Raw genomic sequence first — 15,416 nt, forward strand, 5'->3', positions numbered from 1 at the left:
GCGATCGAAGCTTAACAGTTCGCCGCCTTTGAGGAGAAGACGCTTGAGCGGGGCTGTTGTTCCAGCGGAATGGCCGAGCTTGTGCGTTTTGCCACACTCCGGCCTCATTTTTTATTTTGCGAACGCTTCGCGATCGATCCGGTCCTGCCGGCGGACTCTCCGACGGTGACGACCGACGGGCAGACGCGCTCCGGTGCGGCAGCGAAGGCGGCCGTCGTCCCGGGATCGGAGAGGTCCACGAGGCTCAGCGCATCGAGCGTGCAGGCCAGCGATTCCGGCCTCGGGGGATGACCCAGGGGCGCACACGCCCAGCCATCGAGCCGGAACGTTTCGGTGTTGCGCGTCACGAACCCGGTGCAGGTCCGCCGCGCGGCGCCACCGAAGGTCACTTCGAGGGTCTCCACCGCGCCGAACTTGGTGGCGATCAGACCGCGCGCGCCGGTCCGCACGACCGAAAGCGCCGGTCCGTCGAGGACCGGCCCGCCGGCGGCACGCCGGGCCATGAGCACGAACAATGTCGGCACGGGCCCTGGCGATGGGCCGCGCGTCAGGGTGACCCGCAGGGCCGGCGTTTCATCGGTGGCAAAATCACCCCGGGTCAGGGTGTCCTCGCGCTGACCGGTCCTCGGATCGAACCGGGCCGAGACGCGCGCAGGATCGAGTCCGGCCACGGCGAGACCGAGGCGGGCGGTGGGCAGCGGGGGCGGAGCCGGAACCGCCGTCATCGACGGCACGAAAGGCGCCTCCACCCGCTGTTCGGACACGGTCACCGGTCTGCCGGGCCGCCACGCGTAGACGCACACGAGCGCGATCAGGCCTGAGGCCAGCGCCATGCGCAGGCCGAGGGTCGCCGGCGACGATGTCCGCCGGGAGGACAGGCGGGGTCCGAATGGCTCGACCGTGTGCGCTGATCCGATGGGCATGGTGCTCGGCGCGGATAGGAGACCTCATGGCGCGTCCGCGACACTGGGCGACAAGGATTGAATTCCCTTTCCCGTCGGGCGACCCGTCACGGATTTCCCGGCCGCAGGGTGAATCAATCGTTGCGGGGCCTTCGGCCTTGACAGCGCAGGCCCTTGCGCGCCTTGCTCGCCGCGACTGTCGATCCCACCTCAGGCGAGGCCGGGTTCTGCGGCCGCGCCCGTTCGGCGGGCGCCCGTCCGGCCCGAACGATCCTTCGGCCGGCCATTCAGCAGGAGCGCGGTACCCGGATTGATCGGGGTTTAAGCGCGCGGAGACGAGAAATGGGCTACAAGGTTGCCGTCGTCGGCGCCACGGGCAACGTGGGCCGCGAGATGCTCGATATCCTGGCGGAGCGGGCTTTCCCCGCCGACGAGGTCGTGGCACTGGCCTCGCGCCGCAGCCAGGGTCAGGAAGTCTCCTACGGCGACAAGACGCTCAAGGTCAAAACGCTCGACACCTACGACTTCTCCGACACGGACATCTGCCTGATGTCGGCCGGCGGCGAGACGTCGAAGGAATGGTCGCCGCGCATCGGCCAGCAGGGCTGCGTGGTGATCGATAACTCGTCGGCCTTCCGCTACGACGCGGACGTGCCGCTGATCGTGCCCGAGGTGAACGCCGACGCCATCGTGGGCTTCACGAAGCGCAACATCATCGCCAACCCGAACTGCTCGACCGCGCAGCTGGTCGTCGCTCTGAAGCCGCTGCATGAGGCGGCCACGATCAAGCGCGTCGTGGTCTCGACCTACCAGTCGGTGTCCGGCGCCGGCAAGGAGGCGATGGACGAGCTGTTCAACCAGACCCGCGCGGTCTTCACCGCCGGCGAGATCAAGCAGGGCGGCAAGTTCACCAAGCGCATCGCCTTCAACGTCATCCCCCACATCGACGTGTTCATGGAGGATGGCTACACGAAGGAAGAGTGGAAGATGGTCGCCGAGACCAAGAAGATGCTCGACCCGAAGATCAAGCTGACGGCCACGGCCGTCCGCGTCCCGGTCTTCATCGGGCACGCGGAATCGGTGAACATCGAGTTCGACAAGCCGCTCTCCGCCGAGAAGGCGACCGAGATCCTGCGCGCCGCCCCCGGCGTGCTGGTCATCGATAAGCGCGAGAACGGTGGCTACATGACGCCCCACGAGGCCGCCGGCGAGGACGCGACCTACATCTCGCGCATCCGCGAGGACGCGACGATCGAGAATGGCCTGAACTTCTGGTGCGTCTCGGACAACCTCCGGAAGGGCGCAGCCCTCAATACCGTGCAGATCGCCGAGGTGCTGGTGAACCGGAAGCTTCTGAACCGGTCCAAGCGCGCGGCGTGAGTCGGGTCGCTGGGGCGCGAACCCAGCGATCCTGCCGCCACCGGCGGGTGAAGCATCCCCTCTTCCATCGTGGACGAGGGGATCGCACGCTACCCCGTCCGACTTCAGGCCCGGCCGGGCGCGTTCCGTCCGCCGTCGCCGTCACGCCGCTGTCATCGTCCGGGCCCACCCCGCTTCGTGGAGTGCTCGGAGATTCGGGATGCGGCGTGTCTTTGTTTCGTGTCTGATCGGCTTCGCCGTCGCGGCCACGGCCCCCGCGCAGGCAGCGCCGCGCAACGTCGTCCTCTTCGTCGCCGACGGCCTGCGCTACGGCATGGTGAACGCAGCCAACGCACCCGCCATGGATCGGCTCGTGCGGGCCGGCGTGCGCTTCACCAACACGCACTCGCTGTTCCCGACCTTCACCTTGCCCAACGCCACCGCGATGGCGACGGGGCACCTGCTCGGTGATACCGGCCAGTTCGGCAACACGATCTACACGGCCTTCCCGGTGCCCGGTGCCGGCGACAGCCTGACCCCGTTCCTCGAGAGCGATCCGGTGCTCGGCGATGTGGATGAGCACTTCGCCGGGAACTACCTCAACGAAGAGACGATCCTTCGGGCCGCCCACGCCAAGGGCCTATCGACGGCCAGCATCGGCGAGCTCGGGCCGTCGCTGGTCTTCGACCACACGGCGCGGTCCGGCCAGGACACCGTCCTCGTCGATGACAGCACCGGACGGTCCGGCGGCATCCCGCTGAGCGAGGACCTTCGCACGCGCCTCGTCGCCGCCGGCCTGCCGCTGGAAGCCCCGAAGCGAGGCGCGAATGGCGAGGCCGGAACGGCGGACAGACCCGGGACCCTGGCGGCCAATGTCGAGCAGCAGGGATACTTCACGGCCGTCGCGACCCGGGCGGTGCTGCCCCTGTTCAAGGCCCGCGGGAATCCCTTCGTTCTGGTTTACTGGTCACGCGATCCGGACGGCACGCAGCACAACCAGGGCGACAGTCTCGGGCAGCTGGTGCCGGGCATCAACGGGCCGACGAGCCTTGCCGCCATCCGCAACGCGGACGCCAACCTCGCCGAGCTTCTCGCGGCCCTGAAGGATCAGGGCCTGGCGGATACCACCGACGTGATCCTGACCTCGGACCACGGCTTCTCGACCATCTCGAAGGAGAGCGCGACGAGCTTCGCGGCGACGCAGATCTACAAGGGCGTGCCGAAGCATCAGCTCCCGCCCGGATCCCTGGCCATCGACCTGGCGCACGGGCTGGGCCTCGGCCTGTTCGATCCGGACGCCAAGGGCGCGAAGCTCGGACCCGACAGCTTCCCCAGCCGGGCCAACGGCCTGATCGGCGCGGATCCGGCGAGGCCCAACGTGGTGGTCGCGGCGAACGGCGGATCGGATCTCGTCTACCTGCCGGCCGGCGACGCGGCGCTGGCGCGCCGGGTGGTGGAGGTCCTGTCCCGCCAGGATTACGTCAGCGGCCTCTTCGTCAGCGCGGCCCTCGGATCGATCCCCGGGACGCTGCCGCTCGCCAGCATCGCCCTCGACGGGTCGGCCCTGACGCCGATGCCGGCCATCGTGGTGAACTTCCGCAGCTTCTCGACGGGCTGCGCGGATCCGACGACCTGCGGGGTCGAGGTGTCCGACACCGTGCTGCAGCAGGGCCAGGGCATGCACGGCAGCTTCTCGCGGGCGGACACCCGCAACGTCATGGGCGCCGCCGGACCGAGCTTCAGGACGGGGATCGAGAGCCCGGTTCCGGCCAGCAACGCCGATCTCGGGCAGACGATCGCCCGGATCCTGGACCTCACGATCCCGGCCAAGGGCAAGCTGGTCGGGCGGGTGCTCACGGAGGCGCTGGCCAATGGCGGCACCCCAGATTTCACGATGCAGCTGCTGCGCTCGGAGCCGGACGCGGCCGGGCAGGTGACGGTGCTCAGGCACCAGACGGTCGACGGGACCCGCTACTTTGACGCGGCCGGGTATCCGGGCCGGACCCTCGGCCTCTCCGAGGCGACCCAGTCGGCCGCCGCCGATCCGCGCTAAGCCGGCTCCCGCCGGGCGATCAGGATCCGACGGCGGGCGGCGCTCGCAGTGGCGCGCCGCCCAGCGTCGGAGCGGCGGCCTACGCCATGCCCAGCGCCTGCAAGTAGAGCTCTAGGATCGCCTCCTGCTCCTGGCGCTCGCTGTGATCCTGTTTGCGGATCCGCAGGATCGTGCGCACCGCCTTGGCGTCGAAGCCGCGGCCTTTGAGCTCGGCGAACACCTCCTTGATGTCGCCCATGATGCCGGCCTTCTCCTCTTCCAGCCGCTCCAGGCGCTCGATGAACTGCTTCAGCTCGTCGGCGGCGACCCCTTCGGCGGACGACACGTCGCCGCCGGGCCGCTGCGCTGCGGTGGGCATCGAATGGGCGTTCATGAGGCTCTCCGGACTGTGCGGCGCGGTCGCGCCCTCGACCCGTGGTTAACGGGCCGGTCTTACCGGAAGCTTAGCCGATTCCCCACCGGACGGGGATCGCGGGTTGCACGCGTCAGTGTTCCTTCGCCTGCGCGGCCGCGAAGCCGGCCTGCTGCTCGGGGCTCGCCTCGGTCTGGTGGCGGGCCTTCCACTCGGCGTAGGGCATCCCGTAGACGGCTTCCCGGCTCTGATCCTTGGTGAGGGGCACGCCCTTCTCGTCGGCGGCGTCCTTCAGCCAGTTCGACAGGCAGTTTCGGCAGAAGCCCGCCAGGTTCATCAGGTCGATGTTCTGCACGTCTGTCCGGTCGCGCAGGTGCGCGACGAGGCGGCGGAAGACGGCCGCCTCAAGCTCCGTCTGCGTCCGGGTGTCGATCTCGGTCATGGGCGGCAAGTCTCTTCTGGTCGGGGCGAAGGCGTTGATCTTGGGCTCCGCCCGGATCGGATCAAGCCGCCAGGAGCGGGCGCAGGACGCGGGTGAAGCGGTCGGCCCACTCCCCCTGACCGGTCTCGCCCGCGATGAGGTCCTGGCGGATCTCCACGAGGGCGTTGGGCAGGCCCCGCGCCGTCGCGTGCCGGTCGATCGTATCGCCGGGTAGGCCACCGCCATAGGGCTGGTTGTCGCCGACCGTCAGCCCGGCGTGATCCTCCTCGAGGGCGCGGATGAGGGGACGGGCGAAGCGCTCGTCCCGGTCGTACAGGATGCCGACCTGCCAGGGCCGCGCGATGCCTCGCCAGTAGGGCGTGAAGCTGTGCATGGTCAGGATCACCGGCGGCCGGCCGGCCCGCTCGGCCGCCGCGACGGCCGCATCGATGGCCGCGTCGAAGGGGGCGTAGAACCGGGCGATCCGCGCCCGCTTGCCGGCCTCGTCGATTCGGGCATTCCCCGGCACGATCGCGCCATCGGAGAGCCGCATCACCAGGGTCGGATCGGCGCGGCCGCGGTTCGGGTCGATGATCAGGCGGGAGAAGTTGGTGAGGATCGCCGGCGCGTTCAGGCTGGCGGCGAGGCGGCGCGTGACCGCTGCGGCACCGATGTCGTAGGCGATGTGCCGTCCGAACTCGGCGGCCGGCACACCGAGATCGATGTCCGGTGGGACGAAATTGGAGGCGTGGTCGCAGGCGATCACGAGGCCGCAGGCCGGATCGCCCGGGATGATCTCGCAGGGATGCTCCGGCAGGGCGGCCGCTTCTGTCTCCGGACGGGTCACGGGGCTCCGAGGTCTTCAGATCTGTGCGAGGGCGCCGATGGCGCTTGCCGTGGCGCGGCCGCTCGGGCAGATCACCTATCAAGGATCGTGCGCTCACGGCAAGAAACGGGCCCGCCGCCCCCGGGAGAAACGGGCGGGGATCGCGCGACACAATCGAGAGAGGAGCCCGTTCGACGCCATGACCGAGACCGTACCGCCCGTCGCCGATCCGGCCATCCAGGCGCATCGCGCGCTGCTCGACGCGATCCTCACGGCGGCGATCCGCGCCGCCCATCCGGATCTCGCCCTGCCGCCCCACCTTCCGGAGCCGAGCCCGGGCCGGCTGATCATCCTCGCCGCCGGCAAGGCCGCGGGCAGCATGAGCGCCGTGGCGAGCCGGTTCTACCGGCAGCAGCACGGCCTGGGCGACGACCGGATCGTCGGCCTCGCGGTGGCGCGGCACGGCTACGGGCAGGAGGCGCCGGGGATCCACATGGTCGAGGCGGGCCATCCGGTCCCCGACGAGGCCGGCATCGCCGCCACGAAGGAGGCCTTGCGCCTCGCCACCGAGGCCGGTCCGGACGACGAGGTGCTGGTGCTGCTCTCGGGCGGCGGCTCGGCCAACTGGATCGCCCCGGCCGGCGACCTGACGCTGACCGAGAAGCAGGCGATTACCCGGGCGATGCTTCGCTCGGGCGCGCCGATCGGCGAGATCAACACGGTGCGCAAGCACATCTCCCGCATCAAGGGCGGCCGCCTCGCGCTCGCGGCCCGCAACGCCCGGCGGATCCTGACGCTGGCGATCTCGGACGTGCCCTTCGACGATCCGGCGGTGATCGCCTCGGGCCCGACGGTGCCGGATCCCTCGACCCTCGCCGACGCCCGCGCCATCTGCGCGAAGCGCGGCATCCCGCTGCCCGAGGAAGCGGTGCGCCTCCTCAACGATCCGAACAACGAGACGCCGAAGGCCGGCGATCCCGCCTTCGCCCGCGCCGAGTACAAGATCATCGCCCGCCCGATCGACGCGCTGAACGCGGCCGCCGAGGCGGCCCGCGCCGCGGGCTACGAGCCGGTCATGCTGGGCGCCGACCTGGAGGGCGAAGCCCGCGAGGTCGCGGCCGAGCATGCGGCGGAGGCCAAGCGGCACAAGGCGGCCGGGCGGCGTGTCGCGCTGATCTCTGGGGGCGAACTCACCGTCACGATCCGGGGCGAGGGCAACGGCGGTCCGAATCAGGAATACGCGATGGCGCTCGCGGTGGCGCTGGACGGGGAGCCCGGCATCTCCGGCATCAGCGCCGACACCGACGGCACCGATGGCGGCCGCGGCCTCGCCACCGATCCGGCCGGCGGCCTGATCGACCCGACCACGCTGGAGCGCGCCCGGGCCGCCGGCCTCGACCCGGCCGCGATGCTGGAGCAGAACGACTCCACCGCGTTCTTCGCGGCCCTCGGCGACCTCGTGAACCCCGGCCCGACCTGTACCAATGTCAACGACTGCCGCATCATCCTCGTCGATTAGGCTTCGGGTTCCGGCGGCTCAGATCCTTCCCGCATTCATGGCGCTCGGCCTCGCGCTCGTCTGCGCGAGCCCCGCGAAGGCCGACCTGCGCCTGTGCAACCAGACCGGCAGCAAGGTCGGCATCTCGCTGGGATACCGCGATCCGCAGGGCTGGGTGACGGAGGGCTGGTGGGATCTGGCGCCGAAGGCCTGCGAGACGCTGCTGAAAGGCGCGCTGGCTGCCCGGTTCTACTATGTCTTCGCGGTCGACTACACCCGCGGCGGCGAGTGGAGCGGGCGGTCTCTGATGTGCACGCGCGACTCCGAGTTCACGATCCGCGGGATCGAGGATTGTCTGGCTCGCGGATTCGACCGCAACGGCTTCTTCGAAGTCGATACCGGCGAGCAGAAGAGCTGGACGATCCAGCTCACCGACCCCAGCCGGGCGGACGCACCCGCGAAGCCTTGACCGGAAGACGGCGCACTTGACGCTGTCGTGCGCGGGATGCTCACACCCGCGCACATCATGAAGACTGGGCGATGCTGTTCGCCTTGCTCCGAAAACATCGGGAGGATTACACTTGAAACGCTCGCGCCGTACGAAGATTGTCGCCACCCTCGGGCCGGCCTCCGACTCGCCGGAGATGATCGAGCGGCTGTTCCGCGCGGGCGTGGACGTGTTCCGCCTCAACATGAGCCACCTTCCGCGGGAGAAACTGCCCGAGAAGGTCGAGGCGATCCGCACCATCGAACGCGAGGCCAAGCGGCCGATCGGGATTCTGGTCGACCTGCAGGGTCCGAAGCTGCGGCTCGGCACCTTCGCGGAGGGGGCCGCGATGATCGAGGCCGGCGCGACCTTCGTGCTGGATGGCGACCCGAGCCCGGGCGACGCCGCGCGCTGTCACCTGCCGCATCCCGAGATCCTCCAGGCCCTCGAGCCGGGCCACGCGATCCTGCTCGACGACGGCAAGCTGCGGCTCTCGGTGGTCGAGACTTCGGAGAACCGGGCGGTGACGCGGGTCGAGGTCGGTGGGCGGATCTCCAACCGGAAGGGCGTGTCGCTGCCCCACACCGTGATCCCTGTGCCGGCGATGACCGACAAGGACCGGGCGGATCTCGATGCCGGGCTGAACGCGGGCGCCGACTGGATCGCCGTCTCCTTCGTCCAGCGGCCCGAGGACGTGGCCGAGGTCAAGAAGGTCTGTGCCGGCCGCGCCCTGGTGATGGCCAAGATCGAGAAGCCTCAGGCGCTCACGCGCCTGGACGAGATCCTTGAGATCTCCGACGGCCTGATGGTCGCCCGCGGCGACCTCGGCGTGGAGATGCCGCTGGAGCAGGTTCCCGGCGTTCAGAAGCGCATCACCCGCGGCGCGCGGCGCTACGGCAAGCCCGTCGTCGTCGCCACCCAGATGCTCGAATCGATGATCACCGCGCCGGTGCCCACCCGCGCCGAAGTCTCGGACGTCGCCACCGCGGTCTACGAGGGCGCGGACGCCGTGATGCTCTCGGCCGAGAGCGCCTCGGGCGCGCATCCGATCGGCGCCGTGGAAACCATGAACCGCATCGCCGAGCAGGTCGAGCGGGACCAGATCTACTGGTCGATCATCCGGGCGCAGAGCGCCACCCCCGACGAGACGGCGGCCGACGCCATTGCGGCGGCCGCTCACCAGATGGTCGACGCGCTGAATCTCGACGCCATCATGGCCTGGACCAATTCGGGTTCGACGGCGCTCCGCCTCTCCCGCGAGCGCCCGAACGCCACCGTGATCGCGCTGACGCCCCGGCGCGAGACCGCGCGCCGCCTCGCCCTGGCCTGGGGCACGCATCCGATCGTCACCAAGGATGCCAGCGACGTGGACGACATGTCGTTCCGGGCGGCAAAATTCGCGGTGCGCGAGAAGTTCGCCGCGGTGGGTGACCGGGTCATCGTGGTGGCGGGTCTGCCGTTCGGTACGCCGGGGGCGACGAACCTCGTCCGGCTGGCCTTCATTACCCGCGAGCACGCCGAGAAGGCGTGACGGGCTTGCCGCGCCGCGCCATGCCGGGGCCGTCCTCTCGTCGGGGACGCGCGCCGCGGGGCGGGCCGGGTGATCGCGCGTTCGCGGCGCCTTAGGGTGGCCGCCGCGAACGTCGGCCTGACGACATCGGCCGGCGAGGCTGATGATGACGCGGTGATCGACCTTCGGCTCAGCGGGTCGCGGCCGGCATGGCTGCGGGGGTCCCTGTCACCGCACGTGAGAGCCGAGCGACCTCATCGACCACGCGCTCTGCGGCCACGTACTGCAGCATGTGCCCGATCCCCGGCAGGAGAACGAGCCGGGCACCTGGAATTGCCCGCGCCAGGGGCACCGCCTGCGATTCGCTCCGGACGATCGGGTCCGCCTCCCCGGAGATGACCAGGGTGGGAACCCGGATCGTGCCATAGCGCGGGCTCTGTCCCGCGAGCGCCCGCGACAATCCGAGGAGGTCCTGCACATTCGCCAGCAGGGTTCCGGGCCGCAGGACCAGATCGGCACGGGCCAGTTCCGGGTAGTCCGGGTTCGCCGCCTGGGGCTGGAAGACCCGCCGCGCCGCCTCCGGCAGGAAGTGCTGCGCCAGGGGCGGCCCGATTGTCCGGCTGAGCAGCCACGCCACAGGTGGCTTCACGGCGAGCTTCCAGTACCAGGGCAGGTCCGGCATCCGGTCCGGCATGGGCATCGCCACGGGGGCGGCGAGGGTCAGGGCTGTGACCCGCTCGGGATGATCGAGGGCCAGTGCCAACGCCAGGGCCCCCGCCCAGGAATGGCCGAACACCAGCGCCGGGCCGACGCCCATGTGCTCCAACGCCTCGGCGATCAGCCGGGCCTGGACGGATGGATCGGCAGCCTCGGCGCCCGCGATCCGATCGCTCCAGCCGAATCCCGGCCGGTCGAAGGCGATGACCCGGAAACCCCGGGCGGCGAGTCGGCGACCCACCCCTTCCATCGGGTCTGACGCGTTGGCCGACGCCCCGTGCAGGAGGACGATCGGAGGTCCGTCCGGCGGCCCGTCCTGAAGCGTAGCGAGGCGGCCGCCGGTCACCGCCACGAATGGACCGGCTGGCGGATGGGCAGCCTCGACCCGCAGGCTGATAAAGAGGCTGGCCAGCGCTCCGACCGCCAGCACGAGCCCTGCGGCCGCGAAGGGGAGGGCCAGGAGGGTGAGGAAGACGGCGAACACCCGACTCACAGGTCGCGGCCGTCGACCTCCGGCGTGAGGCGGTCGATCGCCTCGCCGATCTTCTCCATCTTCGGGTAGAGGGTACGCGCCCGGCGGAAGGCCGCCAGCGCGCGAGCCTTATCGTCATTCGTTTCGTAGATCCGGCCCAGAGCCGCCCAGGCCTCGAAATGGCGAGGCTCAAGCACGAGCGCCCGCTGCAGGTCGGCGATGGCGTCGTCCTTGTCGGTGAGCAGCCAGAACACGGTGGCACGCCGGTTCCATCCCTCGGACCAGTTGGGCTCCAAGGCCGTGACCCGATCCATGAGTTCGGCGGCGAGGGGGAAATCGTGGGCGGTCACGGCTTGCCGGGCCCGATCGGTGAGCAGGTCGACGGTCGGACTGCCGGAGCCAGCCAGCCTCCGCTCGATCAGCCGGGCTATGCCCTTCGCCTCAGCGGGGTCCTCGCTGGTGCGCAGACGGGCGAACAGCTCGTCCAGGGTCGGCGGCTTGGGCGCGGCCTTCGCTTCCGGCGCCGTGCGCCCGGGCCGGTTCGCGTCCGGAGCCGCCGCTGCGACCGTGGACCCGGCAGCGAAGGCCGCGAGGCAGGCCAGGATGGCGAGGGGGCGAGACGGCATCATCGCGTCAGACTGGGCGCCGTCACCGCGCCCGTCAACGTGCCGCGGTGCCGCGCAAACGAAAGCAGCCGCATCCCGACCGGGAGCGGCTGCCTGCAAAACGATGAGTCCAGCCGTTCTGCCGGACGAGCCGTCCTCAGCCCTGGCGGGCCTTGAAGCGCTTCTGGGTCTTGTTGATCACGTAGACCCGGCCCTTGCGGCGCACGAGCTGGTTGTCGCGGTGGCGGCCACGCAGGGACTTGAGAGAGTTGCGGATCTTCATCGGTCTTTCGAGCCCGGAGGGCCGTCCATCACAAGGGTGTCGGGAACGTGGTGCGAAAGCAGGACGCGCGATCGCGTCCGGCGATCACGGCTCACGCATCGCGGGATGGCGCCGCCATATCAGGATTCGCCCCCGCTAGGCAAGGCGCCGCGGGGCGAGGCCTCAGTGGATGCTGTCGAGGTCTGGCACCGGCGGAGCGCTCACAAGCTGGCGCCCGATCTCGTGAAGCAGCGCGTCCAGCAGCGGCTTCAGACGCTCGAAGCCGGTTCGAGGGAGACCCGCCTCGGCCGAGGCGAACAGCGCCAAGGCGAGCTCGGCGACCCTGTCGATGCCGCCCACCGTGGCGTCCGTCACGCAGAACGTGGCCTCGTCCTGAACGCCGTCACCGCCCGTCTCGGTCACGTCGATGACGATCCCGCGCGCCTCGCTCACGGGTCCCCCGGCATTCCCGCCGAAGCGGCCGCGCGCCAGGACCCATCGGACGTCGCCAGGCCGCGGAACGGTTCTGTACTGCGCGATGTACAGGCCGCCCCGGCCGCGAAGATCGTCGATGAGCGCGCCGACGCGGCGCCTGTCTTCCGGATGGACGCGGTCCAGGAAAAGCGCGAAGGTCGCGCCTCGTCCGGCCCGCGCCTGCGGTACGCCGAGCATCGCCGCAGCGGCCGCATCGCAGCGCAGGACGTCGTCGGCGATGTGCCATTCCCAGGTTCCGACACCCGAGGCGGCCAACGTCTGGGCCACGCGCGCGCTGCTGTGCCGCTTGGTCCGCGCGTCGACGCCCACGGGCCCGGTCTCCTGTCCTGATATGGCGGTGATGCCCAAGGGGCACGGCTGGTCGACTCAATACCGGCGTCGCATCGCCGGCACAACGTGACAGGATCCTGTCCGATCCCGATTTTTGCCTGTCCTCCCGAGGCTTACCGGCGCTCGTAGGTCCCGGTAAGTTGACCCTTGGCGACAACACGATCGCGCATCGCCGCCAGCAATGCGCCGCGCCCCGGATCCTCGCCGAGGGACAGCGCCTGCCGGAGCGCGTAGACTTGGAACACATAGTCGTGGCGACCGTGGCCGCTCGGCGGATCCGGCGGTAGCCACTCGGATTTCTGGAAGCTGTTCCGGCCGAGCCCGCGCGCCTCGCCCGGTCGGCCGGGGCTCGGAAGGGAACCTTCATCCAGACTGGCGGGCTCGGGCGGGAGATCCCAGGCTATGAGATGCACCAGAGGTTGCGGAGTCGGACTGCCGGCATCCTCGACGAGGAGGACCAGGGCGGCGGTTCCGTCCGGCAGGCCGCTCCAGGCCAGCGGCGGCGACACGCCTTCGCCATCCGCCGTGTGTCGGGCCGGCAGGCCTGCGCCATCGGCGAAGGCCGGGCTCGACAGCGTGAGCGTCTCCGGAACGTCGGAAAAGGTCGCGTGATAGGCCGTCTTATCCCTGCCGGCCTTCAGGCCCGACAGGGCTTCGCCCACCACGCTGGGTATCTTCTCAAGCATCGCCAGCACCTCCGCCGCGAACCCAACGGCGCGCGGCGGGTCCGGTTCAGCCCCGATGCGCCGCCGCGACCATATAGTTCACGGCCGTATCCCGGCCGGTGCGCCATCCGTCGGTGAGCGGGTTGTAGACCACCCCGGTCGTGTCCGTGACCGCGAGACCGCCCGCGCGGATCGCCCGGCCGAGCTCGTCCGGCGTCACGAATTTCGCCCAGTCGTGCGTGCCGCGGGGAAGCCAGCCGAGGACGTACTCCGCGCCGACGATCGCCAGCGCGAAGGACCGCATGGTCCGGTTGAGCGTCGCGGCGAACAGCATCCCGCCAGGCTTCACCGCGGCGCAGGCCGTGCGCACGAAGGCCGGCATGTCGGAGACGTGCTCAACAACCTCCATGATCAGCACCGCATCGAAGGTCCGTCCCGAGGCGACCACGGCCTCGATGGTCTCGCCACGGTAGTCCACCGGCACGCCGGCGCCTTCCGCGTGGGCCCGGGCCACCGCGATGTTCTGCTCCGCCGGATCCAACCCGGTCACCGTGGCGCCGAGGCGCGCCAGCGGCTCCGACAGGACGCCTCCGCCGCAGCCGACATCGCAGATCGTGAGCCCGTCCAGCGGGAACGGCTTCTGGGGGTCTCGACCGTGGTGGCGGCAGAGCGCGTCGCGGATGTAGGCGAGCCGCACCGGGTTGAATCGGTGGAGCACCCGCATCGGACCGGCCTCGTCCCACCAGGTCGCGGCGAGGGCATCGAACCGCGCGACCTCGCCACGATCGACGAAGCCGTCCCGATTGTGGTCCGTTCTTGACCTGTCCATGCGTGTTCCGTCCCGACATCGGCGGCTCGCCCCGCGGACGCGCCGCGCGAGGCGGCGATCGGTACCCTGGGGCGGCCCATCACGCCGTAGCACGCCGCTGCCGGGAAAGTCGCCGCGGCGCGCGGGCGCCATGCTTGGCAGGTTGTTGACACTCCGCGGAGGCGCTTGTACCCGCCGGGCACTGTCCGGACCGGCCTGAGGCGGGCGGGTCCGATCGCCACCGGGAACCCGCGACCGAGAGACCATGCCCCGTCTGGTGATGAAATTCGGCGGCACCTCCGTCGCCAACGTCGACCGCATCCGAAACGTGGCCCGGCACGTCGCCCGCGAGGTTGCGGCGGGCTACGACGTGGCCGTCATCGTCTCGGCCATGTCGGGCAAGACCAACGAGCTGGTCGACTGGGTCAAGGACGCGAACGCGCTCTACGATGCCCGGGAATACGATGCGGTGGTCGCCTCCGGCGAACTCATCACCGCCGGCCTCCTGGCGATCGCGCTGCAGAAGGACGGGATCCAGGCCCGGTCCTGGCAGGGCTGGCAGATCCCGGTGGTGACCTCGGACGCGCACGGTTCGGCCCGCATCGCCGAGATCGACCCCAAGAATCTCGAGGCCGGCTTCGCGAAGGGTGAGGTGGCTGTGATCGCCGGCTTCCAGGGAGTCCACGCCGAGACCGGCCGTGTGACGACGCTGGGCCGCGGCGGTTCCGATACCTCGGCGGTGGCGGTGGCGGCCGCGATCGGGGCTGAGCGCTGCGACATCTACACGGACGTGGACGGCGTCTACACCACCGATCCCCGCATCGTGCCGAAGGCCCGCCGCATGGAGCGGGTGACCTTCGAGGAGATGCTGGAGATGGCCTCGCTCGGCGCCAAGGTGCTGCAGGTCCGCTCCGTGGAGCTCGCCATGGTCCACCGGGTGCCGACCACGGTCCGGTCCTCCTTCGATCCGCCGGACGCCGCGCGCCCGGGCACCCTCATCTGCGACGAGGACGACATCGTGGAACAGCAGATCATCACCGGGATCGCCTTCTCCCGGGACGAGGCGCAGATCACCCTGCGCAAGGTCAAGGACAGCCCCGGCGTCGCCGCGGCCATCTTCGGGCCGCTCGCCGACGCCAACATCAACGTCGACATGATCATCCAGACCGTGTCGGGCGATCAGTCGACCACCGACATGACCTTCACGGTGCCGGCCTCCGAGTACCAGCGCTCCCGCGCGATCCTCGACGAGGCGCGCGGCCAGATCGGCTACGCGCAGATCGAGGGCGCCACCGACGTGGTCAAGGTTTCGGCGATCGGCGTCGGCATGCGCAGCCACGCGGGCGTCGCGGCGAAAGCCTTCCGCGCGCTGGCCGAGAAGGGAATCAACATCCGCGCGATCACCACATCGGAGATCAAGTTCTCCGTGCTGATCGATGCGGCCTATACGGAGCTTGCCGTGCGCACGCTCCACTCGCTATACGGCCTGGATCAGGCCTGAGCCTGGAACGGCGCGGTTTCGAGCGGGTCGCGTGCGGTGAACTGAACAGTCACGGGCCGGTTCGGTTGTGCCAGAGCGACTCTGGAACAGGCGGCACGACCCATCCGGCGGCGGCCTCCCTGGGGTTGGCGTCAAGGTTGCAGGGTGGTCGAC

Annotated in this window: 16 protein-coding genes; 6 read left to right on the forward strand and 10 right to left on the reverse strand. The window is 70.2% G+C overall.

Features of this window, described 5'->3' with window-relative positions:
• Positions 1–104 precede the first annotated feature (104 nt).
• Positions 105–671, reverse strand: coding sequence for a hypothetical protein (locus ACLBX9_RS24535; protein WP_447720758.1), 567 nt, complete (start codon positions 669–671; stop codon positions 105–107).
• Positions 672–1,244: 573 nt separating this feature from the next.
• On the opposite strand from ACLBX9_RS24535, the gene ACLBX9_RS24540 reads away from it, so the two are divergent.
• On the forward strand, positions 1,245–2,282 hold the full coding sequence (locus ACLBX9_RS24540; protein ID WP_447720759.1) for an aspartate-semialdehyde dehydrogenase: 1,038 nt from the start codon (positions 1,245–1,247) through the stop codon (positions 2,280–2,282).
• A 199-nt stretch (positions 2,283–2,481) separates the two neighbouring features.
• A complete protein-coding gene (locus ACLBX9_RS24545) occupies positions 2,482–4,314 on the forward strand; it encodes an alkaline phosphatase family protein (protein ID WP_447720760.1) in 1,833 nt (610 codons plus the stop codon).
• Between the two features lie 79 nt (positions 4,315–4,393).
• On the opposite strand, the gene ACLBX9_RS24550 is transcribed toward ACLBX9_RS24545, so the two are convergent.
• The 3 genes from ACLBX9_RS24550 to ACLBX9_RS24560 form a co-directional block, all read right to left on the reverse strand.
• Positions 4,394–4,672: a DUF2312 domain-containing protein gene (locus ACLBX9_RS24550; RefSeq protein ID WP_191991933.1), complete on the reverse strand. Its 279-nt coding sequence runs from the start codon at positions 4,670–4,672 to the stop codon at positions 4,394–4,396.
• A 127-nt stretch (positions 4,673–4,799) separates the two neighbouring features.
• Positions 4,800–5,108, reverse strand: coding sequence for a DUF1244 domain-containing protein (locus ACLBX9_RS24555; RefSeq protein ID WP_447720761.1), 309 nt, complete (start codon positions 5,106–5,108; stop codon positions 4,800–4,802).
• 61 nt (positions 5,109–5,169) lie between these two features.
• On the reverse strand, positions 5,170–5,934 hold the full coding sequence (locus ACLBX9_RS24560) for an N-formylglutamate amidohydrolase (protein WP_010683495.1): 765 nt from the start codon (positions 5,932–5,934) through the stop codon (positions 5,170–5,172).
• 178 nt (positions 5,935–6,112) lie between these two features.
• Between ACLBX9_RS24560 and ACLBX9_RS24565 the strand changes: the two genes are divergently transcribed.
• The 3 genes from ACLBX9_RS24565 to pyk all read left to right on the forward strand — a co-directional run bounded on the left by ACLBX9_RS24565 (position 6,113) and on the right by pyk (position 9,429).
• Positions 6,113–7,432 carry a glycerate kinase type-2 family protein gene (locus ACLBX9_RS24565; protein ID WP_447720762.1) on the forward strand — a complete coding sequence of 440 codons (1,320 nt, stop codon included), beginning with the start codon at positions 6,113–6,115 and terminating at the stop codon, positions 7,430–7,432.
• 37 nt (positions 7,433–7,469) lie between these two features.
• Positions 7,470–7,880, forward strand: coding sequence for a DUF1036 domain-containing protein (locus tag ACLBX9_RS24570; protein WP_010683493.1), 411 nt, complete (start codon positions 7,470–7,472; stop codon positions 7,878–7,880).
• A 112-nt stretch (positions 7,881–7,992) separates the two neighbouring features.
• Positions 7,993–9,429, forward strand: a complete 1,437-nt coding sequence (gene pyk, locus ACLBX9_RS24575) for a pyruvate kinase (protein ID WP_447720763.1) — start codon at positions 7,993–7,995, stop codon at positions 9,427–9,429.
• A gap of 169 nt (positions 9,430–9,598) precedes the next feature.
• Here pyk and ACLBX9_RS24580 read toward each other — a convergent pair whose 3' ends face one another.
• The 6 genes from ACLBX9_RS24580 to ubiG all read right to left on the reverse strand — a co-directional run bounded on the left by ACLBX9_RS24580 (position 9,599) and on the right by ubiG (position 13,783).
• Positions 9,599–10,618: an alpha/beta fold hydrolase gene (locus ACLBX9_RS24580; RefSeq protein WP_447720764.1), complete on the reverse strand. Its 1,020-nt coding sequence runs from the start codon at positions 10,616–10,618 to the stop codon at positions 9,599–9,601.
• The gene (locus ACLBX9_RS24585; RefSeq protein ID WP_447720765.1) at positions 10,615–11,226 is read right to left on the reverse strand and encodes a tetratricopeptide repeat protein; all 612 of its coding nucleotides are present in this window, start codon (positions 11,224–11,226) and stop codon (positions 10,615–10,617) included. Before ACLBX9_RS24585 ends, ACLBX9_RS24580 begins: the two co-directional genes overlap by 4 nt.
• A 133-nt stretch (positions 11,227–11,359) precedes the next feature.
• Positions 11,360–11,485 (reverse strand): type B 50S ribosomal protein L36, encoded by a 126-nt coding sequence (gene ykgO / locus ACLBX9_RS24590; protein ID WP_003601867.1) that lies wholly within the window; start codon positions 11,483–11,485, stop codon positions 11,360–11,362.
• A gap of 162 nt (positions 11,486–11,647) precedes the next feature.
• Positions 11,648–12,268: a PAS domain-containing protein gene (locus ACLBX9_RS24595; protein WP_447720766.1), complete on the reverse strand. Its 621-nt coding sequence runs from the start codon at positions 12,266–12,268 to the stop codon at positions 11,648–11,650.
• 134 nt (positions 12,269–12,402) lie between these two features.
• On the reverse strand, positions 12,403–12,975 hold the full coding sequence (locus ACLBX9_RS24600; RefSeq protein ID WP_447720767.1) for a YbhB/YbcL family Raf kinase inhibitor-like protein: 573 nt from the start codon (positions 12,973–12,975) through the stop codon (positions 12,403–12,405).
• A gap of 46 nt (positions 12,976–13,021) precedes the next feature.
• Entirely contained in the window at positions 13,022–13,783 is a 762-nt protein-coding gene (gene ubiG, locus ACLBX9_RS24605; protein WP_447720768.1) for a bifunctional 2-polyprenyl-6-hydroxyphenol methylase/3-demethylubiquinol 3-O-methyltransferase UbiG, read from the reverse strand.
• A 244-nt stretch (positions 13,784–14,027) separates the two neighbouring features.
• On the opposite strand from ubiG, the gene ACLBX9_RS24610 reads away from it, so the two are divergent.
• Positions 14,028–15,263: an aspartate kinase gene (locus ACLBX9_RS24610; RefSeq protein WP_447720769.1), complete on the forward strand. Its 1,236-nt coding sequence runs from the start codon at positions 14,028–14,030 to the stop codon at positions 15,261–15,263.
• Positions 15,264–15,416 lie beyond the last annotated feature (153 nt).

Source organism: Methylobacterium sp. A49B, from assembly GCF_053346215.1.